This is a genomic window from Liquorilactobacillus cacaonum DSM 21116 (genome assembly GCF_001436735.1).
GTDB lineage: Bacteria > Bacillota > Bacilli > Lactobacillales > Lactobacillaceae > Liquorilactobacillus > Liquorilactobacillus cacaonum.
Genome location: NZ_AYZE01000010.1, coordinates 82,343 through 104,213 on the forward strand (window position 1 = coordinate 82,343; position 21,871 = coordinate 104,213).

The following is a 21,871-nucleotide window of genomic DNA, read 5'->3' on the forward strand; positions in this document are numbered from 1 at the left end:
ATGCAAAATTTAGAAGAGCTATATCAATTAGTACTACAAAGAAAAGATACTCCAAAGGAGGGATCATATACAGACTATTTATTCAAAAAGGGTCTCGATAAGATTCTAAAAAAAGTTGGAGAAGAAACAACCGAAGTAATTGTTGCTTCTAAAAATCCTGACAAAAGTGAACTTGTTTATGAGACAGCCGATTTGCTATATCACTTGATGGTGTTACTTGTTGAACAAGGTGTGCCTTTTGAAGAAATAAAGATTGAATTAGCTAAAAGAGAAGGTTTGATGAGTAAGGCTCAAGATCGTCCTGAAATTCAGGATTTATAAGGAGAAAATTATGAAATCACAAATCAAAAAAATTGAGAATTATGTTCCTGAAGAGCCGATTGAAAATGTTAAAAGTCGCTTGGGATTGAAAAAACTAATTCGATTATCGGCTAATGAAAATCCGTTCGGCACATCTCCAAAAGTTAAGCAGGCTATTTTGAATTGGAGTTTTAGTGAAGAAAATCGTTATCCAGATGGCTATGCAAGTAACTTACGACAAAGTGTTGCTCAATATATAGGAGTTGCTCCTGAAAAACTTGTTTTTGGGGTTGGACTCGATGAAATAATTACAATGATTTCGCGCATATTTTTGGAAAAAGATGATGAAGTACTTTTAAGTAAACCAACATTTTCGGAATATGCGTTGCATGCATCAATTGAGGGAGCTAAGGTCATTGAAATTCCTTGTATTCCAGAAACTGGAAATTATAACTTTGCTGAGTTTTTATCGCAGTTAACAGATAAAACCAAATTAATTTGGGTGTGTAATCCTAACAATCCAACTGGAACATATGAAGATAGAACGACTTTAAAGCATTTCTTTGACAAAATTCCAGCAAATGTTTTGATTTTATTAGATGAGGCATATATAGATTATGTTACGAAAGATGATGAAGGAAGCTTTATTGCAGAATTAGAAAATTATCCTAATCTAATGGTTTTAAGGACGTTTTCAAAAGTTTATGGGATTGCAAATTATCGAGTTGGTTATGCTGCAATGAATGAGAAACTTGCTAATTATATGCAATCTGTTCGTTTACCATATAATTTAAATTCACTTGCACAAGTTGCAGCCTGTGCAGCATTAGCAGATCAAAAATTTGTGACTGAATCAGTTAATAAAACAGAATTGGAACGAAAAAACTGGGAAAATTTTTTCAGTAAAAATAAAATTAAATATTATAACAGTCAAGCAAATTTTATATTTTTTTATTATCCAAATGCTAATGAACTTGCCGATGAGTTATTAAAAAATGGATACCAAATTAGACGTGGGCTATTAAACAACTGGTTGCGAATAACGATAGGGACAGTTTCTGATGGACTTGTTCTTAGAAAAATAATTTCAGAATACAATTTAAAATAAATTTCAATATGGTTACGAAACTTTCGCCAACTCTGATACAATGGAAAAAAAGCAATTATTATAGATGATGAGGTGAATAGAAATGGCAGAAAAGATTCGTTATGGAGTCGTTGGAACTAGTAGATTAGCAGTTAAATTTGTTGAGGCATTGGGGGAAAACAAAAATAGTGAGGTAGTTGCGAATTTCGGATATGATTTCGAAAAAGCAAAACAATTTGCAAAAACGTATGGAGTAGCAAATACTTATGAAAAATTGGCAGATTTATTTATTGATTCTACAATCGACATAGTCTACTTGGCTATAAAAAATGAAGATCATTATGAGAGTGCTAAATTAGCATTAGAGGCTGGAAAAAATGTTTTATTGGAAAAACCATTTACGAGACATAAAGTCGGCGCTAGGGAACTCTTTTTACTAGCACAAAAGAAAAATTTGTTTATTATGGAATCACAAAGTGCTCTCTTTTTACCAATTTTAGAAAAAATAAAAGAACTTATTAGTGATGGTGTAATTGGAAAAATTAACTTTATTAATATTCAAGAAAATTACGATACTACTGATAAGAAAGAATGGTTTACAAAGTTGTCTGCAGGTGGAGGTGCCTTTATTAATGGTGGAACAACCCCAATAGGGCTTATCCAATATTTGACTGGTAAAGCAGTTACTGAATGGAATGGTTTTGAGTTTAATGAAGTAGGAAAAGCAGATACAAGATGTAACTTAACACTTAAAGTGGATGACGTTTTAGCTAATATTACGATAGCGACTGATTTTAACTTAGAAACCAAGATAGTAATTTATGGAACCAAAGGGGAAGTTGAGATTCCTAACTATTGGGAATCAAGTATTGCTTATTTGAAAAAAAATGGCGAAGAACGAAAAATTATAGCGAATAATTCAAAAAATGAGCTAATGTGTGAAATTAATCATATTAACACATCGTTAACAAATAATGAAGTTAAGAGTTCAATAGTTACTCCAGACCTAACAATGCATACGATGACGATAATTGAGTCAATGTATCAAAAGTGGTATGGTGATCCACTTAATTAGTGATGCCATTATCACGAAAATTTGATGTAAAATATTTATAAAAAATAGGAGCCATGTCAAAATCTGTCAATAGATTACCATTTTTGCAATCTATTAACAGGAAAAGTATAGAGTCAAAGAAACTAGGTTGCAAGATAGCTTGCGACCTAGTTTCTTTTTTCTACAAATTAAAGTTTTGTCTTAATTATTTCAAGAAGACTGGATTGAGATTCTGTCAAAAGATGATTAGAGCGGTAAGCGATGCTTGCATAAAAATGGGGTTGCTTGTCATCTAAAATAGGTATTTTGACAATATCCGGTCTATTTGGCTTAACAATGTCAGCTAAAATAGTAACCCCTATATTTTCAGAGACCATATTCATTAAAAAATTTACATCGATAGAAGTGAACAAAACCTTTGGCAAAAAATGAGCATTTTTGGCAAAAGCCTTTAATGCTTGTGTATGGACAAAGCTAGAATTGAACATAACAAAAGCTTGATCTTTTAATTCCGAAAAATAAATACCAGTTCTCGAGGAAAGTGGATTGTCTTTAGAAATAAAAACACAGAATTTGCTCTCTGCAAAATTTAGGAAAGTTAGAAGATCATTTTGATCCTTTTGAATGGAACCGATTAAAGCAATATCAAGTTTTCCTGTAATTAGAGCTTTTTCTAAATCATTTGATCCTGCCTCATAGGTAATGATATCACGAGTTAAAGAGGACTCTTTGATTTGCTTAGCGATTTTAGTAAAATAAATATTTCCAATTATGGGAGATAACCCCAACATCATCGATTTACGATTCATTCTTACAATTTCACGTTCTGCAGATTGGAGTTCATTGATAATACTTTCAATGTGTTTGTTGAGTTGTTCACCTGCAGATGTAATTAATAATTCCTTTTGTGAATTTCCACGGATTAAAAGTGTAGTGTCAAAATGCCGTTCCAAACGTTTTAGTGAGTTACTAACAGCTGGTTGGCTAATATCATAATATTTTGCAACTTTTGAAAAACTTTTTTTAATACAAAGTTGGTTAAAATATTTCAAATCATTTATATGCATGTGAAAACCCCTTAAATAATAGGCATTTTAAAACCTATATAACTTTTAGTTATCTGTTTTATATACTTTGACTATATAATGTTTGAAGTTATATAGTCTTAATTGCACATGAGTAGTGCTGTTATTTATATGTTGTAGAATCTAAATTATTTAACTAGTAAATCTGCTTGCTTTTTTAAATCTACCCTCAGTAGATTGGTGTACTACCTTGATATCTCAAGCTTATACTCAGAAAGTGAGTAAATCAATAGTTAAGTGCATAAATTCACAACAATAAATAAATTTTATTTGACATACAAAGTCGGGAGAAGAAAATGGAAGAAAATGAAAAATTATTTAATAAAGGTTTTATTGGCACAACGATAATAAACTTTGTAATATATCTGGTCTATTATCTGCTAATGGTAATTATCGCTGTAATTGCACAAAGTAAACTGAATGCATCATTGAGTCAAGCCGGATTAGCAGCAGGAATTTATGTTATTGGGACATTATTAGCAAGATTATATATTGGGAAAAAACTCGAAGTCTTTGGTCGAAAAAAAGTATTGAGAATTAGTATAATTTTCTATTTATTGACTACTGCTGCATATTTTTATATGCCTTCACTTTCTTTCTTATTTCTTGTCCGTTTATTGAATGGATTTTGTTATGGTGCAGCCTCTTCTGCTACTAATACAATCGTTACAGAATATATTCCATTTAGTCGCCGAGGTGAAGGAATTAATTATTATGGATTAAGTACAAGTTTAGCAGCAGCAATTGGGCCATTTGTCGGGATGCTATTGCTTAACTACACCAATTTCTATGTAATTATCATGATTTCAGTTATTTTAATCGCATTAAGTACAGTGGGTTCATTTTTCCTTAGAGTTGAAAACGTGGAATTATCTGATGAAGAAGTTAAAATCGCAAAAAGTTGGAAATTAAATACTTTTGTTGAGAAAAGAGTTGCCCTTATTGCAACTATAGGATTCATTATGGGACTTTCTTATTCAAGTGTTTTATCATTTCTTTCATCATATGACAAAGTATTACACCTTAGTAGTGCGGGCTCATTTTTCTTTGTTGTGTATGCGCTAGTTATTACTGTTACTAGACCTATGGCAGGAAAAATTTTTGACAGATACGGTGAAAATTCAGTGATGCTACCGAGCTATGTATTTTTAACCTTAGGATTGATTATGTTAGCATTTACAACTAGTAGCGTGGAATTGTTGTTTGCAGGTGCTTTAGTTGGATTAGGGTATGGGACCTTTATGTCAAATGGACAAGCTGTTTCTTTAAAGTTGGTAAAGAATGATAGCAGTCGAATTGGGGTGGCTTTGTCAACTTACTTTATTGGATTGGATCTTGGATTAGGAGTTGGTCCCTATATTTTAGGAATTGTAAGGAACATTGTTGACTTCCAACAAATGTACCTAGTAGCTTCTGTATTACCAGTGATTTGTTTGGTGATTTACATGAAATTTTACAAGCCTGCAGCTGCTTTAAAGCGAGAAATTATTGAAAGAAAATTAGAAGCATTTGAAGATAATGAAATAGAATAGATTCAAAAATCTCATTTCAGGAATCTACCAAATTCGAGAAATGAGATTTATTGGTATTATTTGATTAACAGATTTTTTGAAAAATGTTTATAAAAAAATTAGTTTGAACAAAGCAACCGCACTAATTCCTGCAAGAATTGGTGCGACAACAGGAATCCAACTGTATCCCCAGTTGGATTTTCCTTTATATTTAAGTGGTAGCACTTGATGTAATAATCTTGGCCCGAGGTCACGGGCTGGATTTAACGCTGGCCCAGTTGGACCACCAAAAGAAGCAACGATAACCATTACCAAAAGACCAATGCCTATGAATCCAGACATTTGGTTTCCATGATTAAAGCTGGGAGAATTAGTAATACCAAGAGCACCAAAAACAAGGATGAATGTCCCGAAAAATTCGTTGATAAAGCCATTTATTTTACTACAAGTTGCATCTGAAGTAGAAAAAGTTCCTAGTACTAAATCAGTATTTTCAGTTAGGTCATAGTGCGGTTTGAAACATAAATAAACGATGAATTGGCCAATAATTGCACCTAAAAACTGGACTAGAATGTAGGGTAAAACGTTACTCCAAGGAAATAATCCGGCAAATGCAAGGCCAATTGTAAAAGCTGGATTAATATGGTTACCTGAGATAGAGCCAAACATTAACGCTGGAATCATAACTGCAAAGCCATAGCCCACTGCAATTACAATCCAACCACTGTGATTTCCTTTTGTTTTTTCTAAATCAACAGTGGCGACGGAACCGTTACCAAGTATGACCATGATAGCTGTTCCAAAAAATTCGGCACAGAGCCGAATTGGTAGAGAATATTCCATGTTTACCTCCTTCAAATAATACGTTCTAATATTAGCATAAAAAAAATATAAGTAAATGTTATATTTTGCTTTATTTTCCAGACTTTTTGTTGGTTTTTTTGCTGAAATATCTTAAAATGAATGTATTGGCTAGAGGAGGTTATTTGTTGTGATAACTAAGCAATTGGAACAAATGCTAAATGAGAAACAGGAAAGCTTTTTGATTCCAGCGGAAATAGTTGCAAATGTACAAGAAGATAACCATTTGGATCATGCATTTCTTGTTTTGACTAAAGTCAAATATTCATCGATACCAGTATTAGATAAAGATCAACATTTTAAGGGAATATTGACATTACCAATGCTAACTGAAACGATGCTTGGCTTGAATGGAATTGATCCGACACGGTTGAGTAGGAAAAGGGTATCAGAAGTAATGCAAAAAGATTTTCCTACAATAAAATTACCTTATGATGTGGAGGAAATTTTGCATTTAATGGTGAATCATCCATTTTTGATTGTAGTTAATAATGATGATATCTTTACTGGAATTGTGACTAGGCGAGAGGTTTTAAAATCTGTGAACTACATGGTTCATGACTTTGATAAGCATTATACAATAACTGAAAAGGAATCAAGTTCTATATAAGAATATTTTTAATAAACTAGGGGGGATTTTTGTGTCTAATTTAAACACTCAAGAAATAATTAGAACGATTGCAGAATCAAAAAAGAAAACACCAGTGAAAGTCTATGTAAAGGGAAATTTAAGTGTGTTAAGAGTTCCTGAAAATCTGGAAGCTTATTTTGAAATTAAAACAGGAATTATTTTCGGTGACTGGAAAGATGTTTCAGCTTTTTTGAATGAAAATAAAAATGATATTACACAATATCGGGTTGAAAATGATGGACGCAATACAGGAGTAGCAATGATTGATAAGAAAAGGTTCAATGCCCGTATTGAACCAGGTGCAATCATACGTGATCAAGTTGAAATTGGAAATAATGCTGTTATCATGATGGGAGCAGTAATAAATATAGGAGCAGAAATTGGTGATGGCTCAATGATAGATATGGGTGCAATTCTTGGGGGGCGTGCTTGGGTTGGAAAAAATTGCCATATAGGTGCAGGTACTGTTCTAGCAGGTGTAATTGAACCTGCTTCAGCACAACCGGTCGTTGTCGAAGATGATGTTTTAATTGGAGCTAACGCAGTCGTTTTAGAAGGTGTCCGAATTGGAAAAGGAGCTGTCGTTGGAGCAGGTGCAGTTGTAACCCATGATGTGGAGCCTGGGACGGTAGTTGTTGGAATGCCCGCTAAGAAAGTAAAAAATGTATCTGAGATTAAGGATGGAAAGACTGACTTAGTAGAAGATTTACGCAATATTTAGTTTTGAATAGCTTTAATCGCATTAGGGACTAGGTTAGAATATTACTTTCGACTAGCCCTTTTTTAGTGTATTATGAAAATGATATAGCTATATGTTGTTCTCATGATGTATAGTTGTTTACTATTTTTAATTGTAATGCATAAACATTAGCGAGAAGGGATGATTCAGGTGGTGTTAACTGAAAAAGAATTGATTAAGATAAGGCGCGAATTACATCAAATTCCTGAGATAGGGATGGAAGAATTTGAAACCCAGAAAAAATTGCTGTCAATTATAGAAACGATGCCAAATAAATGGCTTTTTTTAAAAGTCTGGAAAACAGCAATTATTGTTCATTTAACAGGAAAAGACAAAACACATACAGTTGGTTACCGTACTGATATTGATGGATTACCCGTTACAGAAGAAACGGGCTTATCTTTCTCATCAATTCATGAGGGAAAGATGCATGCTTGTGGTCATGATATACATATGACGGTGGCATTAGGAATACTTAGTTATTTCGCAGAAAACCAACCGGATTTAAATATGACTTTTATTTTTCAACCTGCTGAAGAAAACGCAAGTGGTGGTAAACAATTATATGAAAGTGGGGAACTAGATGAATGGATGCCAGATGAAATTTATGCTTTCCACGACAATCCAGAACTAAAAGCAGGTGTAATTGGTTGCCGTCAAGGAACTTTGTTTGCGGGAACGTGTGAAATTCATGCAACTTTTATTGGAAAGAGCGGTCACGCTGCTTTTCCGCATAATGCAAATGATATGGTTGTTGCAGGTGCTTATTTTGTAACACAAGTTCAGTCAATTGTCAGTCGAAATGTTGATCCAATCCAGGCTGGTGTTGTTACGTTAGGGCGGTTTAGCAGCGGAACAACAGGCAACATAATAGCTGGAAGGGCTCAAATTGACGGGACAATCAGGGCATTAACGCAGGAAATGAATTTATTAATTCAAAAAAGAGTTAGAAAAATTGCAGAGTCAGTTGCACTAGCTTTTGACTGTAAAGTCGAATTAGACTTACATCAAGGTGGCTATTATCCAGTTGAAAATAATCAAGAAACAACGGAAGCTTTTATTAACTATATGTCCAATAGCGCTGATGTTGTATTTAAAGAAACAAAGCCAGCAATGACAGGCGAGGATTTTGGCTTTTTACTTTCAAAGATACCGGGAACAATGTTTTGGCTAGGGGTGGAAAGCCCATATTCACTACATTCTGAGCATTTAGCACCTAAAGAAGAGGCAATTCATAAGGGAGTTAGTGCAATTATTGGTTTTTTGAAGGAACGAATGAATTTAATTGGTAAATAAAAAATAAACTTGATTACTAATACTAATATTGATATTTTGATAAATAAAAAAATATAGAGCCGAAAAAAATAAGGGATGGGTCAAAATATGCACGTTGACCTGGCCCTTATCTTTTTTCGGCTAATTTCTGCGTATTTCCTTTATCGAATAAAATTGATAGATAACCTAAATCAATTGGCAATAAAGGACAAAATTCTATTATTTTATAGTTGTTAATGTAATTGGTGAATTGTTTATTTTAAACCCTTGTTGTGTAAGAGTTTCTATATATTCACTTAAAAAAGTTCTTTGAATTTCGTATTGTGCGCCATTCTTGGTGTAAATTATGATACGAAAAGTTAAAATCCCATTTCCATTATCTACAGTTCCAAGAATTGTTGGGCCTTGAGTAATTTCTGTATATTTAGGTGTAAGTTTTTGATTAACTTGATTTATTAAAGACGTCATTTTTTGAATGTCCGATGAAGGGTCAAAGTAGATATCAATAAGAGCTCGCATGTCATTTCGTGATAAATTACTTACAATAGTAATATTTCTATTAGGAATAAAGTGCAATGTACCATCAAAATCAATAATTTGAGTTGTTCTAAGACCAACTGCGTGAATTGTTCCACTAATTGAATCAATTTTTACGGAATCTCCAACATCAAATTGCTGTTCTAAAAGAATAAAGAATCCTGTTACGATATCTTTAACAAATCCTTGAGCACCAAGGCCAAGAGCTACACTGAAAATTCCAGCCCCAGCAATTAATGTTCCAACTGGGACTCCTATAATGGACAATATTGCATAAAAATAAAAGAAAAGTACGCAATAATGGAAAATATTTAATGTAAGAGTATAAATTGTACTAATCCGATTTGTCGAAAGGTGGTCACTTATTTTAGCTCTTTTAAAACTGTGCTTGATAATTTTTTTACCTAGCCAGTATACAATAAGGAAAAAAATAGATAGAAAAAAAATTGATAAAGTACTAGTGATAATTTTACTAAATATACTATCCCAATTAATTTTAGTAAGAAAATGTGTTAAGACACTTGTTTGTTTTGAAAATTGAGTGGAAACATTTTTTGTTACCGAATCTGAATTTTTTAAATAAAATAATAACATAATAATAACTCTCCTTTAATACTTATATAATAACAAATTTTTTTTTTTTTTAAATAATATTCCAGAAAACTGTAACAAATTTTCTTTTAATTGAAGTTTTTAGTATGCAATGATATCCTATAATCAAGAAAAAAATGAGGAGGCACAATTATGGAATTAACTTTTGGGCAGCTAGCAGGTTTAATTGCAGCAGTTGCATTTTTATTGCTTGTCGTTTTTTTATGCATTGTTTTAGTAAAAGCTGGGAAAATTATGAATGAAGTTAAAGAAAGTATTAAAGCAATTCGTTTTGATGTTAATGGTCTTTCAAAAGAAGCGGAGTCTATATTGGCGAAGTCTAATACATTACTTACTGATATCGAAGGTAAGGCTAAAACAATCGATCCACTTTTTCAGGCTGTTGCAGATTTAAGTGAAAGCGTCTCTGATTTGAACAATGCTAGTCGTGGATTAGCAACTAAAGTAACATCTTCAACTAAGAACACAGGTAAAGCGTCACTTGTATTTGGAGCGGCCAAAAAATTATATAATTTAAAAAACAAAAACAAGTAATACTTGGAGGACAAAATGATGGGGAAAAAGTTATCAGTTTTAACAACATTGGCAATTGGAACAGCAGCATATTTTGTGACAAAAAAAGTGTTAGTAGAACATCAAGATCAAATAAAAGAGAAAGTTGCACAATTTACTGATGAAGGACGGGAGACTGCTTTACGCTACTATAATCATGCTAAGGACTATATGAATGAAGAAAGTGGATTGCAAGATACTTTGAACGATTTGAAGCAAAAAGTGGTTGATAAAGCTGAGAAGTTTAAAGGCGAAGACAGTGTCGGACAAGCACTGTCCTCATTAAAAGAAGCAACTTCGGAATTAAAAAAACAATTTGACAAAAAAGATGAAGTAGAACCTGAAGAAGATATTGTAATTGATGGAAGATCAGCGTTTGGTGAAGCAAAAGATGCTGCTGAATTTGAGAAGGATCATCCGACAGAAATTTTTTATCCCAAAGAAAACTAGAGAATTGGTAATTTAAAAGCTAAACCAATTATTATTTTTTGTTCTTTTGTGATACATTAAATATCTTTACAATAAAAAATTAGGAAGTTAATCAGAGTTTGACTAATTTCCTAATTTTTTATTGTAAACTTTTGAAATTTGGTATATCGAATACTAATCAATAGAAAGATATTTCAATTCCTTAGAGGTATGAGTAAAGGGAACTGCACCAGAATCTGTTACATGGACACAATCTTCAATACGAACACCTGCTACTCCTGGAATATAGATTCCAGGTTCTATTGAAAAGCACATTCCGGGTTGGAGTTCCATATTATTCCCTTCCATGATTGAAGGAAATTCGTGTTCACTTTGACCCATCCCGTGACCTAAACGATGAATAAAGTATTCACCATAGCCCGCTTTAGAAATAATATCACGGGCAATTTTATCAAGCTCTGCAGCAGTTATACCAGGTTTTACAGCAGATTGTGCTGTAAGTTGAGCCTCTAAGCAGACTGCATAAATATCTTTTGATTTTTGGCTTAAGTTATTGCCAAATGCAACAGTACGACTAGCATCGGAAATATATCCATCGAAGATTACACCTAAATCAAATAAAACTAGCTCATTTGGTTTGATAAAATCTTTCTTTGGAACACCATGGGGTTCAGCTGCATTAGTACCACTTTGGATGATAGTATCAAAACTAGTATGCATTATTCCTTTCTTTTTTAGAGCGTACTCAATTTCAGCAACAATATCTTGTTCTGTTTTTGATGAACTAAGTGCTTTAAAACCTGTTTCAAAGGCGAAATCCGCCCACTTACCAGCCAACTCTAATTTTTCGATTTCTTGTGGTGTTTTTATGAGTTGCATTTTTTGAATGACAGGTGTCAAGTTTCCATTAAAGTTTGCAGTTGGAAATTTTTCAGCGATAACTTCAAAACGGCTTACAACGAGATTCTCTTTTTCAATTGCCCATGATTTAGGGTTGTTAACTCTTTTCAAAATTTGATTTTTTATTATTTCAAAGGGATCTTGATGGTCCAAGTACCCGTAAACTGGAAATTTCCAGCCAGTATCTTTCACTGCTTCAACTTCGAGTGCAGGTGCAAAAATAAATGGATCTTGATTAGGAAAGATAAAGAGTGCCAAAACGCGCTCAATAGGATCGCTTTCAAACCCTGTTAGATACTGAATATTTTTGAAATTACTGATATAACCAATTTGGTAGTGGTTTTCAACCAACCAATTTTGAATTGACTCAATATGTGACATTTTATCGCTCCCTTAATTTGATAGATTCATTATAGCATACTAAAATTATAAAGAAGATGTCTTTTCAAAAATTGAAAACTAAATGAAAGGTTGAAAAATAAGTCTATGAAACGCTTGCAAAGTATGTCATATTTTGCTAAATTAAACAATGTTATGAAAATGATTTGAAAATGAATAATTAACTAGATGAAAGGAAAATAAGCTAATTATGGAGAAGCAAACAATTACAATTTATGATGTGGCGCGTGAGGCAGCCGTATCGATGGCAACAGTTTCGCGAGTTGTTAATGGTAACCCAAATGTTAAACCAGCAACGCGAAAAAAAGTATTAGAGGTGATTGATCGTCTTGATTACCGTCCAAATGCTGTAGCAAGAGGATTAGCTAGTAAAAAGTCAACGACAGTTGGGGTTATTATTCCAGATGTTTCTAATGTATATTTCTCTTCACTTGCTAGAGGAATTGACGATGTCGCTACAATGTATAAATACAACATTATTTTAGCTAATTCAGACGGAAATAGTCAAAAAGAGTTGCAAGTTTTGAATACTTTGCTTGCAAAACAAGTTGATGGCATTATTTATATGGGAAATAAAATTAGTGATGAGCTAAGGTTACAATTTGATCGAAGTAAGACACCAATTATTTTAGCTGGCTCAGTTGATTCAAAAAATGAACTTGGCAGTGTTCACATTGATTATGTCGCTGCTGTTGAGGAGGCAGTCGCAGACTTAATTGTGCATGGTAACAAAAAAGTTGCGTTTATCTCTGGTCCTTTAGATGAAGCGATTAACTCTAAGTATCGGTTAAAAGGTTATAAAAATGCACTAGCTAAAAACAATTTAAAATACGATGAAGAATTGGTTTTTGAAACAGATTATAGTTATCGTGCTGGAGAAATTTTGTGGCCAGCAATTGTTTCGGCTGGTGCAACAGCAGCAATTGTTGGAGATGATGAATTAGCTGCGGGGGTTATGAATGGTGCCCTAGATGCTGGTGTCAAAGTACCAACAGATTTTGAAGTAGTAACAAGTAATAATTCAAAAATTACAGAAATCGTACGTCCAAAATTATCATCAATTACACAACCTTTATATGATATTGGAGCTGTTTCAATGAGATTTTTGACGAAGTTAATGAATAAAGAAGACGTTACAGAAAAAGTTGTTGAATTACCATATGGATTTATAAAGCGTTCATCAACTAAGTAGTCACTGGGGGACATGAGTTGAAAAAAATTTTAAAAGTAAACCCCAATACGTTTTTATTGTTAGCACTTCTTGTAATGTTGATATTATTTGTTAGCTCCTCAATGACTTATAAGCAACAAACTTCAGTTCCTTTTTTAGAAAAATATCTAAGTTTTAAACCATTTAAAAATGAACTTGCAAATGTTTCATTCATATATGCATCTGAAAAAATCAGTATAAGTCAAATTGGATATTTTAAATTTATAGAATTTTTCATTAGAAAAGGTGCACACTTTTTCTTCTATTTATTGATAGGTACATTTTTTTATATGGGACTGATTAAGCGTCTTAAAAACAAGTTTCTAACAATTATGATAGCTTGGCTTTCAACAGTAGGATATGCAGCTTTGGATGAATTTCATGAGATGATTACAGGTGGGAGGACTCCATTATTTCAGGATGTTATCCTCGATGGAGTAGGCGCAATGGTTGGAATTTTATGTTTAGGGATTTTTTTGGGGAAAAAACTCAAATAAAAAATTCTTGATTTAATAAATTCTTTTTGATATAATCCACTTTGATTGTATTGTTACTTTATAATAATTTCGGAAAGAGGTATTAGAAATGTCAGGACATTCTAAATGGAATAACATCCAAGGCCGAAAAAATGCCCAAGATGCTAAGCGTGGAAAAATTTTTCAAAAGCTATCACGAGAAATCTATATGGCGGCAAAGAGTGGTGGTCCTGACCCAGATTCTAATCCACAATTACGTTTGATGGTTGATAAGGCTCGTGCTGCAAATATGCCTAAAGATAATATTAAACGCGCTATTGATAAGTCAACAGGTGCTGATGGTGCAAACTACGAAGAAATCACCTATGAAGGTTATGGGCCAGCAGGAATTGCTATTTTAGTGCATACATTGACTGATAATCGTAATAGAACAGCTTCAGCGGTTCGTGCTGATTTTACGAGAAACGGCGGTAATTTAGGAGAATCTGGTTCAGTTAGCTTTATGTTTGATCGCCGAGGATATATTGCAATTGTACGCGAAGATTTAGATGTTGACGAAGACAAGATGTTTGAAGATGCAATTGAAGCAGGTGCAGAAGATTTGCAAACCTCAGATGATGTATTTGAAATATATACTGATCCCAAAGATTTTGCGGATGTTAGAGATGAACTTCAAAAGAAATATGAGTTGGACACAGCTGAATTAACAATGGTTCCTCAAAACTATGTGCCAGTTCCTGAAGATAAGGTTGAACAATTAGAAAGATTAATTGATCGACTTGAAGACGAAGATGATGTTTCAGAAGTGTTTCATTCCGGTGAATTTCCTGAAGCATAAATTTAGTTATAAAGAACCTCTTATTAGTTACTTATTGACTAGTGAGAGATTTTTTTTATTAATGCTATAATTAACTAGAAGAGGTGAAAACAAATGAATACTGTTGCGATTATTGGAAGCATTAATTTTGACATTATATTAGGAATAGATAGATTACCAACTGCTGGTGAGACAATGCCAATGAATTCGTTAAGTTCTGCTGGTGGTGGTAAAGGTGCCAATCAGGCAATTGCTGCTGCTAGAAGTGGTGCAAAAACAGCATTTATTGGTAAAGTTGGTGCTGATGATTATGGGAAAAGGATGCTTTCTATACTAGAGGAAAATGACATTGATATAACAAAAATATCTGTTAAAAAAAATGGACAGACTGGGCAGGCTTATATTTTGCTTCAAGAATCTGGCCAAAATAGTGTGATTATAAATGGTGGAACTAATTTGGAGATAACTACTTCAGATGTTATTCAAGCACAAGAAAAAATAAAAGAAGCGGATTTCTTAATAGCTCAATTTGAAATTCCAATTGACAGAATAGTTGAATCTTTTAAGATGGCTCATGAAAATCAGGTAGTTACAATTTTGAATCCAGCACCAGCAAAAAAATTAACAGCTGATTTGTTAAAAATTACGGATTTGATTATTCCAAACGAAGTTGAATCACAAATGTTAACCGGAATCAAGATTACTGATGAAAAGACAGCTATGGAGTCGGCTAAAATTCTCCAAAAAAAAGGCGTAAAAAATGTCATCATAACTATGGGAAGTCTGGGCGCATATTATATGACTGAAAAGAATGAAGGATTAATTTCTGCTTTAAAAGTTGATGCGGTTGATACAACAGCTGCAGGAGACACTTTTATTGGAGCGCTAAGTTCACAACTAAATAAGGATTTTTCCAATATCAAAGAGGCGATTGAGTACGCTACTAATGCTTCTTCGATTACTGTTCAAACAGTCGGAGCAATCCCATCAATTCCAACAAGACAAGAAATATGCGATGGGATTAAGTAATAACACTTTATTTGAAACAAGTTAAAGGCACTAATAAGTTATATAGAAATTATTTATTGTTTTGTTAAATAGAATAAATATGTGATTTTCAAGGGATTTGTTCATGAATTGGGGCAAATTCTTTTTTTGTTGGAAAAGATTTTGCGTATTTAAAATATAAGGAGGTTAACCAATGAATGAATTAATTCAAAATATACTTGATACTGCAATAAAAGAATTTGCAAGTGATATTTCGTTACATCCCTATAAAGATACGTATGAAATTAAAATGACTATGAAAGGAGAGAGTGTAGTTTATCAGACTGTTGATTTTGAAAAAGGTAAACAGATAATTAATAATTTGAAATTTCGTTCAAGTATGTCATTGAGTGAACAAAGACGTCCTCAAACAGGATCGCTAACTGTAAGAGAGGGAGTTTATAGTCGAATGGCAAGCATTGGAGATTTTTTAGGAAGAGAAATTTTAGTTATTAGACTGATATATCAACGAAAAAATGATTTAAATGAATATTTTTTTGCAGATCAAATGGAAAATATATTGAATAAAGCCCAAAATAAAGGATTAATATTATTTTCTGGACCAGTGGGATCTGGCAAAACAACCACAATGTATCAAGTTGCACGCCAATTAGGAAATCAGGTCATGACGATTGAAGATCCAGTTGAAATTTATGAACCAAATTTTTTACAATTGCAGGTTAACAATTTAGCTCATATGGATTACGCAACTCTAATTAAAGCTACATTAAGACATCGCTTTGATGCATTAATAGTTGGTGAAATTAGAGATGAAGAAACGGCCAAGTATACTGTAAAAGCAGCATTAAGTGGACATTTAGTATTAAGTACTGTTCATGCTTTAAATGCTGTGGGTGTAATTAGTAGAATGAAAGATTTTAGTGTTAAAGATACTGATTTGAGACAGACACTTAAACTAGTCAATTATCAAAGACTAATTCCAATGAAAAATAAGGGGCAAAGTAAAGTCTTATTTGAACAAATAGATAGTAATAATTTGGATCAGAAACAATTTGTTGACAGAAGTATGCAGTTAGATTGGTTTACAAAACTTGAGGAGTGTTGGAGAAAAGGATGGATTACAAATGATACTTTTGAAAAATATAAAGAGGGGTAATAAAAAGAGGTGGTCAATTAGGCAACAAACTCTTTTTTTTAAAACATTAGGTGATTTAATTTCTTCAGGTTTTTCATTAAGACAATCATTAAGTGATATAATGATTTTTTTTCCAAAACAAATGTGGGTCTGTAAAAGAATTGAAAGCGAAATAGAACAAGGAAATTTGTTTTGTACAGGATTAAATCAGTTAATACACAAAGATATGTACAATCAACTTCTTATAGCAGAAAAATTTGGATTTTTGCCTAAAATGTTAAATCAACTCGGAGAGTTATGCGAAAAAAAGGAAGACCAGAAAAGAAAATTACTTGCTGTTTTAGTATATCCGCTAATATTATTGATAATGCTTGTTTTTTTTGGTATAGCAATTAAATTTTTTTGGCAGCCAGAAATGGCTAGCTTGACGCCAGAAAATTCGAGTAAAAGCGGATATAACATGGTAATTATATTTGTTTTGGTAATTAGCCTAATAGGATTTTTATATGAACTATGGAGTTTCAAAAAAAGTTCTATTTTGCAACAAAGACAAAAATTATGCAGACTTCCAATTGTCGGAAATTTAATCAAAGAATACTACGCATATTATATTACATTCAATCTTGCAGCACTCTTAAAAGAAGGAATGAATATAAAAGAAATATATAACTTTTTAAAAGAATTTGAAGGTAGAACTTTTCTGTATGAAATAGGTGTTGAACTAGGTGAATATTTAAATAATGGAACAAGTGTACATGAGTTCATAAAAAAATATGATTTTTTTCCGCCAGAGATAAGCTTATTTTTACAAAAAGGAAAGATTTTGAACTTGGTTGGAGAAGAGCTATTTCTTTTTTCAGAACTAACTCATAAAAAATTAACAATACAAATAAATCGCTTAATAGAAATGGTGCAGCCAATCTTATTTATTATTATTGCAATATTAATAGTTATTGCGTATTTAAAAATGTTAGCACCTATTTACGATAATCTGGGAGGAATCTAGAGATGAAAAAGAAAAGAATACAAGGTTTTACATTAATAGAAATGTCAGTTGTGATTTTTATTATAGGTATTTTATTATTATTGATAATGCCAAAAATTGGTGCACAAAAAAATAATGCACAAAAGGTCGGTGGTGAGGCTTTGAGTGAAGTTGTGCAAACCCAAGCCGATTTATATCGAAGTGATAACAGTGTTACGACTGTATCGCTTGATCAACTGCGTGATAGCAACTATTTGAATCAAAAACAATATGATGAAGCGGTTAAGGAAAAGATAAATATTAATTCTGATGAGACAAAGGAGTAAGGAGGGGTTTACTTTAATAGAAGTAATGGCTGTTTTAGGAATTGTAACATTTTCCTTAGTGCTTTCCATTCAGCTAGTAAAAAATAGGTATGATGAGATAAATGAAGGGATTTTTTGGAAAAAGTTTGATCAATCATGGATGCATTTAGTAACAAATGTTCCAAAAAGTAACCAAATTGGCACTACTACTTTTTATAACGATAAAGTGATATTTACAATTCCCAAAAGTGAAAAAAAAACTTTGTATTATCCTGCAGGGTTACATTTATTTCAGTATAAAATTATAAAAATTTCAACAAGTGGTAGAGTAAGAGGTGACACAGTCGTATTTACATCTGATGTAACGAATCTAAAATATATTATTAGTTTTCAATTGGCATGGGGTGATTATCGTATTAAAAAAGAAACAAATTAGAGGATATTTACTAGCAGAAGTGTTAATTGAACTAATATTATTTTGTACTCTAACTAGTTTATTTTTTAGTGAACAACATGTACTTGTTAAACATGAAAATAGGCAAATTGAGGAGTTAAAGGAAGTTGAAATAAATTTGAATGTTACTAAGAAAATGTTAATTGTAGGTTATGATAATTTGTCAGGCTCTGAGAAGAAGAGAGTAGATGAGTATAAAATTCAAAGGTGATTGTTTGAAGAGAAAAGAAATTTTGGGATTCACATTAATTGAATGCCTAATAGCTCTTTCTTTAACGTTAATGATATTGTCAACATTTAGATTGGTATTAAATACTAGTAACCGAGTAAATCAGCAAATAACAGCAGAAGATTTTTTTAGATGGCAACAGGCAGTAGATGTCTTGAATAATGAATCAATGAAATTAAGTTTTATCAAACAAGATGGAAATACAGTAGTTTTATATAATGAAGAGACAAATAAAGAATATCATTTAATTCTAAAAAATGGAGTTCTCCAGCTGACAGGGGATGAGAGTGGCTATCAGCCACTTTTAGATAATGTCAGTTTTTTTAAAGCAGTATATGATGATAAAAATTATACATTAAAAGTGCATACCAAAATTCATGAAAGAGATTACGTTAAAGAAATAATTTTTTTTAAAAAAGGAGAACGGCCAATTGAATAGATGCAAGGGATATATTTTTTTCTCTGCAATGCTTATTATTTTAATTATCGCATTAATTTTTGGCGCACAAATGTATTACTATTACGTAAGATCAACATCTTTAAAAAAAACGATTGATTATAAGTCAGCGGAAATATTGGTAAATTTAGCCAAAACTAATAATCTTGGAAATAATGATGTTATGATTTATAGCAAAGGAGAAGTTGAAAAAAATTCTAATGTATATTCTGTAAAGCTAAAGGGTGGTCAAATAATAACTATTATGACAACAAAGGATAATTAGCTATTTTTAATTCGTTGATTGAAATTAATTTTTTTTTTCGTTAAACTAGTGTAGATAGTTATATTAGGAGTGAAAAAAATGAGTTTAGAAAAAATCAGTAATGCATATGGTTTATTTGATAAAGCAATTGACTTGCTAAAGAACAGTTTAGATTCTTCATATATAGATGCGTTAGTGGAAACAGGTGATAATCTACTGGAAAATGGTGGAGTTTTGATTGAAAACGGAAGGCCGACACAAGATATTGTAAATGAATTAGAAAAAATTTATAAGAATTTTTTAGAGATTCATTTGTCCAGTGAAGAAATTAGACAAGTCATTCAATTTTCTTTGGTTAAAGCAGGAAAAGTAGATAAGATTCAAAGTAATCATCAGATGACACCGGATTCGATTGGAGTGCTGATAGCACATTTATTAGAACGAATATTGATTGGAAGAAATGAAGTCAAAATTTTGGACATTACTATTGGCACAGGGAATTTGTTGGGAACGGTGACAAATTATTTGAAACAAAATGGTGTAAAGAAAATTGAACTTTTTGGCGTGGATAATGATGACACTTTACTAGCGATTGCTGGTATAAGCTTTAAAATGCAAAAAAATGAAATACAGCTATTTCATCAAGATGCAATTGATAATTTGATAACACCCAAAGTGGATTTAGTGTTAAGTGATTTACCTGTTGGATATTATCCTATTGATGAAAGAGTTGTTAACTTTGAAACAAAATCTAAAAAGGGTCACTCTTTTGTGCATCATTTATTGATTGAACAAGCTCTATTACAATTAATTCCTGGTGGATGGGGAGTTTTTCTTGTTCCTAAGGCACTTTTTGAGTCAGAAGAGTCAAAAAAATTGATTGAGGTAATTCAAAAACAAGCTCATTTTCAAGGAATTTTAAACTTACCAAGTGATTTGTTTTCTAGTGCCAATAGTACGAAATCCTTGTTGTTATTGCAAAAAAGAGGTGGCAGCGCGAGACAAGCTAAACCCATTTTGCTTGGTGGTTTTCCTTCCATAAAAGAAAAAGTAGCGTTTGCCAAGTTTATACGGCAAATAGATAACTGGATAAAAGAAAATAGCTAAACGTTAATTTAGGATTGTTTAGTAGCGGTTATTTGTAATATAAAGGCAATTCTTAAATCTCGTTTGTATTGAATAAATTAGTAACTAGGTCAGAATTATAAATTATGACTTAATTACTAAGGTGATGGAGAGAAATATATACTATGAAAATTTTAGCTGTCAATGCCGGAAGTTCAACGTTAAAGTGGAAGTTATTTAATATGCCAAATTCCACAGTAATTGCAAAAGGTCTAATTGAACGGATTGGGCTAAACAATGCTGTAGAAATCACAGAGTTTTCTGGCAAAAAGGTTACCGAAAAAATAGAATCAAGGAACCATCAAGAAGCAGTTGTTAGACTTCTTAATTTGCTTGTAGAGTACCAGATAGTTGGTACGCTTAATGAGATAAGAGGTGTAGGACATCGATTCGTGAACGGAGGAACTATTTTTAGTAAATCGGTAATTGTAAACGATTATGTATTAGAAAAAATGGAAAGTTTGAAAGTTTTAGCGCCGCTGCACAATCCAGCTAATATTATTGCAATTAAGGCATTTAGAGAAGCATTACCCAATGCTCTAAGTGTTGCCGTTTTTGATACAGGGTTCCATCAAACCATGCCTGAAGAAAATGTAATATATAGTATCCCTTATGAATATTATAAAAAATACCATGTTCAAAAATTTGGAGCACATGGAACAAGCTATCGCTATGTTTTTAATAGGTTTCTTGAATTAACAAATATGGCAAAGAATAAAGCAAATGTTAACACAATTATGATGCATTTAGGATCTGGTGCATCAATTTGTGCAGTGAAAAACGGGCAATCAATAGATACTAGTATGGGATTTTCACCTGTTTCAGGAATTACAATGCAAACTAGGTCGGGAGATGTTGATCCATCACTATTGATTTATTTGGAAAATCAATTAGGTGTTAGTTCCACGAGAGTGTTGGATATATTGAATAAAGAGTCAGGTATTTTGGGAATATCAGGAATTTCACCGGATATGAGAGAAGTTTTCGCCAAAAAAGATGTTGATCATCGAGCGGACTTAGCTGTGAAAGTATTTATTAATCGAATTATTAAATATATTGGCTCATACGCTGCTGAATTAGGACGGGTTGACTCGTTAGTTTTCACGGGTGGAATCGGTGAGAATGTACCGTTTATTCGCAGGATGATTTGTGAACAACTTGGAATATTCGGTGTTAAGTTAGATGAAAAAAATAATGAAAAATCAATTTCTAAAGAGCAAAAAATAAGTCGTGAAGATTCAGCAATAAGTGTATGGACAATTCCAACTAATGAAGAGCTAATGATTGCAAAAGATGTTTATCAGTTACAAGGTCAAGAGTTATAAAAAATTGATATATTTAGGGTAATGAAATATAAAAACAGAGATAACAAAAGAAGGTTTTAGGTCGGAATATATTTTTGGCTTAGCCTTTTTTATTTGCCAAAAAGAAATTTTGTAATATCAAATTATGGA

At 32.3% G+C, this 21,871-nt stretch carries 25 protein-coding genes; 21 read left to right on the forward strand and 4 right to left on the reverse strand.

The features are described 5' to 3' along the window. The 3 genes from hisE (at position 1) to FC80_RS03615 (ending at position 2,462) form a co-directional block, all read left to right on the forward strand. Positions 1-321 (forward strand): phosphoribosyl-ATP diphosphatase, encoded by a 321-nt coding sequence (gene hisE, locus FC80_RS03605; protein WP_057828783.1) that lies wholly within the window; start codon positions 1-3, stop codon positions 319-321. Positions 322-331: 10 nt separating this feature from the next. Continuing rightward, positions 332-1,408, forward strand: a complete 1,077-nt coding sequence (gene hisC / locus FC80_RS03610; protein ID WP_057828784.1) for a histidinol-phosphate transaminase — start codon at positions 332-334, stop codon at positions 1,406-1,408. A gap of 82 nt (positions 1,409-1,490) precedes the next feature. Next, a complete protein-coding gene (locus FC80_RS03615; protein WP_057828785.1) occupies positions 1,491-2,462 on the forward strand; it encodes a Gfo/Idh/MocA family protein in 972 nt (323 codons plus the stop codon). Positions 2,463-2,629: 167 nt separating this feature from the next. Here FC80_RS03615 and FC80_RS03620 read toward each other — a convergent pair whose 3' ends face one another. After that, a complete protein-coding gene (locus tag FC80_RS03620) occupies positions 2,630-3,508 on the reverse strand; it encodes a LysR family transcriptional regulator (RefSeq protein WP_057828786.1) in 879 nt (292 codons plus the stop codon). Between the two features lie 314 nt (positions 3,509-3,822). On the opposite strand from FC80_RS03620, the gene FC80_RS03625 reads away from it, so the two are divergent. Beyond that, entirely contained in the window at positions 3,823-5,058 is a 1,236-nt protein-coding gene (locus FC80_RS03625) for an MFS transporter (protein WP_057828787.1), read from the forward strand. Positions 5,059-5,145: 87 nt separating this feature from the next. On the opposite strand, the gene FC80_RS03630 is transcribed toward FC80_RS03625, so the two are convergent. Continuing rightward, positions 5,146-5,880, reverse strand: a complete 735-nt coding sequence (locus FC80_RS03630; protein WP_057828788.1) for an MIP/aquaporin family protein — start codon at positions 5,878-5,880, stop codon at positions 5,146-5,148. A gap of 148 nt (positions 5,881-6,028) precedes the next feature. On the opposite strand from FC80_RS03630, the gene cbpB reads away from it, so the two are divergent. The 3 genes from cbpB (at position 6,029) to FC80_RS03645 (ending at position 8,564) form a co-directional block, all read left to right on the forward strand. Then, on the forward strand, positions 6,029-6,508 hold the full coding sequence (gene cbpB / locus FC80_RS03635; protein ID WP_057828789.1) for a cyclic-di-AMP-binding protein CbpB: 480 nt from the start codon (positions 6,029-6,031) through the stop codon (positions 6,506-6,508). Between the two features lie 31 nt (positions 6,509-6,539). Beyond that, positions 6,540-7,250: a 2,3,4,5-tetrahydropyridine-2,6-dicarboxylate N-acetyltransferase gene (gene dapD / locus FC80_RS03640; protein ID WP_057828790.1), complete on the forward strand. Its 711-nt coding sequence runs from the start codon at positions 6,540-6,542 to the stop codon at positions 7,248-7,250. A gap of 168 nt (positions 7,251-7,418) precedes the next feature. Next, on the forward strand, positions 7,419-8,564 hold the full coding sequence (locus FC80_RS03645; RefSeq protein WP_057828791.1) for an N-acetyldiaminopimelate deacetylase: 1,146 nt from the start codon (positions 7,419-7,421) through the stop codon (positions 8,562-8,564). Positions 8,565-8,762: 198 nt separating this feature from the next. On the opposite strand, the gene FC80_RS03650 is transcribed toward FC80_RS03645, so the two are convergent. Continuing rightward, entirely contained in the window at positions 8,763-9,674 is a 912-nt protein-coding gene (locus FC80_RS03650; protein WP_057828792.1) for a mechanosensitive ion channel family protein, read from the reverse strand. A gap of 150 nt (positions 9,675-9,824) precedes the next feature. On the opposite strand from FC80_RS03650, the gene FC80_RS03655 reads away from it, so the two are divergent. Together FC80_RS03655 and FC80_RS03660 are read left to right on the forward strand one after the other, a co-directional pair. Continuing rightward, positions 9,825-10,226, forward strand: a complete 402-nt coding sequence (locus tag FC80_RS03655; protein WP_057828793.1) for a DUF948 domain-containing protein — start codon at positions 9,825-9,827, stop codon at positions 10,224-10,226. Positions 10,227-10,244: 18 nt separating this feature from the next. Beyond that, the gene (locus tag FC80_RS03660; protein WP_057828794.1) at positions 10,245-10,694 is read left to right on the forward strand and encodes a hypothetical protein; all 450 of its coding nucleotides are present in this window, start codon (positions 10,245-10,247) and stop codon (positions 10,692-10,694) included. Between the two features lie 153 nt (positions 10,695-10,847). On the opposite strand, the gene FC80_RS03665 is transcribed toward FC80_RS03660, so the two are convergent. Next, on the reverse strand, positions 10,848-11,954 hold the full coding sequence (locus FC80_RS03665; RefSeq protein WP_057828795.1) for a M24 family metallopeptidase: 1,107 nt from the start codon (positions 11,952-11,954) through the stop codon (positions 10,848-10,850). Positions 11,955-12,162: 208 nt separating this feature from the next. Here FC80_RS03665 and ccpA point away from each other — a divergent pair, with 208 nt between their 5' ends. From ccpA to FC80_RS03730, 12 genes are all read left to right on the forward strand, one after another. Then, positions 12,163-13,164 carry a catabolite control protein A gene (gene ccpA, locus FC80_RS03670; protein WP_057828796.1) on the forward strand — a complete coding sequence of 334 codons (1,002 nt, stop codon included), beginning with the start codon at positions 12,163-12,165 and terminating at the stop codon, positions 13,162-13,164. Positions 13,165-13,181: 17 nt separating this feature from the next. Then, positions 13,182-13,679, forward strand: coding sequence for a VanZ family protein (locus FC80_RS03675; protein WP_057828797.1), 498 nt, complete (start codon positions 13,182-13,184; stop codon positions 13,677-13,679). A gap of 88 nt (positions 13,680-13,767) precedes the next feature. After that, a complete protein-coding gene (locus FC80_RS03680) occupies positions 13,768-14,496 on the forward strand; it encodes a YebC/PmpR family DNA-binding transcriptional regulator (protein WP_057828798.1) in 729 nt (242 codons plus the stop codon). Between the two features lie 93 nt (positions 14,497-14,589). Then, positions 14,590-15,504 (forward strand): ribokinase, encoded by a 915-nt coding sequence (rbsK, locus tag FC80_RS03685; protein WP_057828799.1) that lies wholly within the window; start codon positions 14,590-14,592, stop codon positions 15,502-15,504. A 172-nt stretch (positions 15,505-15,676) separates the two neighbouring features. Beyond that, complete coding sequence (gene comGA, locus FC80_RS03690; RefSeq protein ID WP_057828800.1) at positions 15,677-16,639, forward strand: competence type IV pilus ATPase ComGA; 963 nt, start codon at positions 15,677-15,679, stop codon at positions 16,637-16,639. Continuing rightward, entirely contained in the window at positions 16,608-17,624 is a 1,017-nt protein-coding gene (locus tag FC80_RS03695; RefSeq protein WP_235807233.1) for a type II secretion system F family protein, read from the forward strand. Before comGA ends, FC80_RS03695 begins: the two co-directional genes overlap by 32 nt. Before the next feature lie 2 nt (positions 17,625-17,626). Further along, entirely contained in the window at positions 17,627-17,929 is a 303-nt protein-coding gene (comGC, locus tag FC80_RS03700) for a competence type IV pilus major pilin ComGC (protein WP_057828801.1), read from the forward strand. After that, complete coding sequence (locus FC80_RS03705; RefSeq protein WP_057828802.1) at positions 17,913-18,344, forward strand: type II secretion system protein; 432 nt, start codon at positions 17,913-17,915, stop codon at positions 18,342-18,344. The genes comGC and FC80_RS03705 overlap by 17 nt, the downstream gene beginning before the upstream one ends. Before the next feature lie 206 nt (positions 18,345-18,550). Further along, positions 18,551-19,030, forward strand: coding sequence for a competence type IV pilus minor pilin ComGF (locus tag FC80_RS03715; protein WP_157055584.1), 480 nt, complete (start codon positions 18,551-18,553; stop codon positions 19,028-19,030). Beyond that, positions 19,023-19,313, forward strand: coding sequence for a hypothetical protein (locus FC80_RS03720; RefSeq protein WP_057828803.1), 291 nt, complete (start codon positions 19,023-19,025; stop codon positions 19,311-19,313). Before FC80_RS03715 ends, FC80_RS03720 begins: the two co-directional genes overlap by 8 nt. A 78-nt stretch (positions 19,314-19,391) precedes the next feature. Then, positions 19,392-20,399 carry a class I SAM-dependent methyltransferase gene (locus FC80_RS03725; protein ID WP_057828804.1) on the forward strand — a complete coding sequence of 336 codons (1,008 nt, stop codon included), beginning with the start codon at positions 19,392-19,394 and terminating at the stop codon, positions 20,397-20,399. A gap of 143 nt (positions 20,400-20,542) precedes the next feature. Further along, positions 20,543-21,742, forward strand: coding sequence for an acetate/propionate family kinase (locus tag FC80_RS03730; protein WP_057828805.1), 1,200 nt, complete (start codon positions 20,543-20,545; stop codon positions 21,740-21,742). The last annotated feature ends 129 nt before the right edge of the window (positions 21,743-21,871 follow it).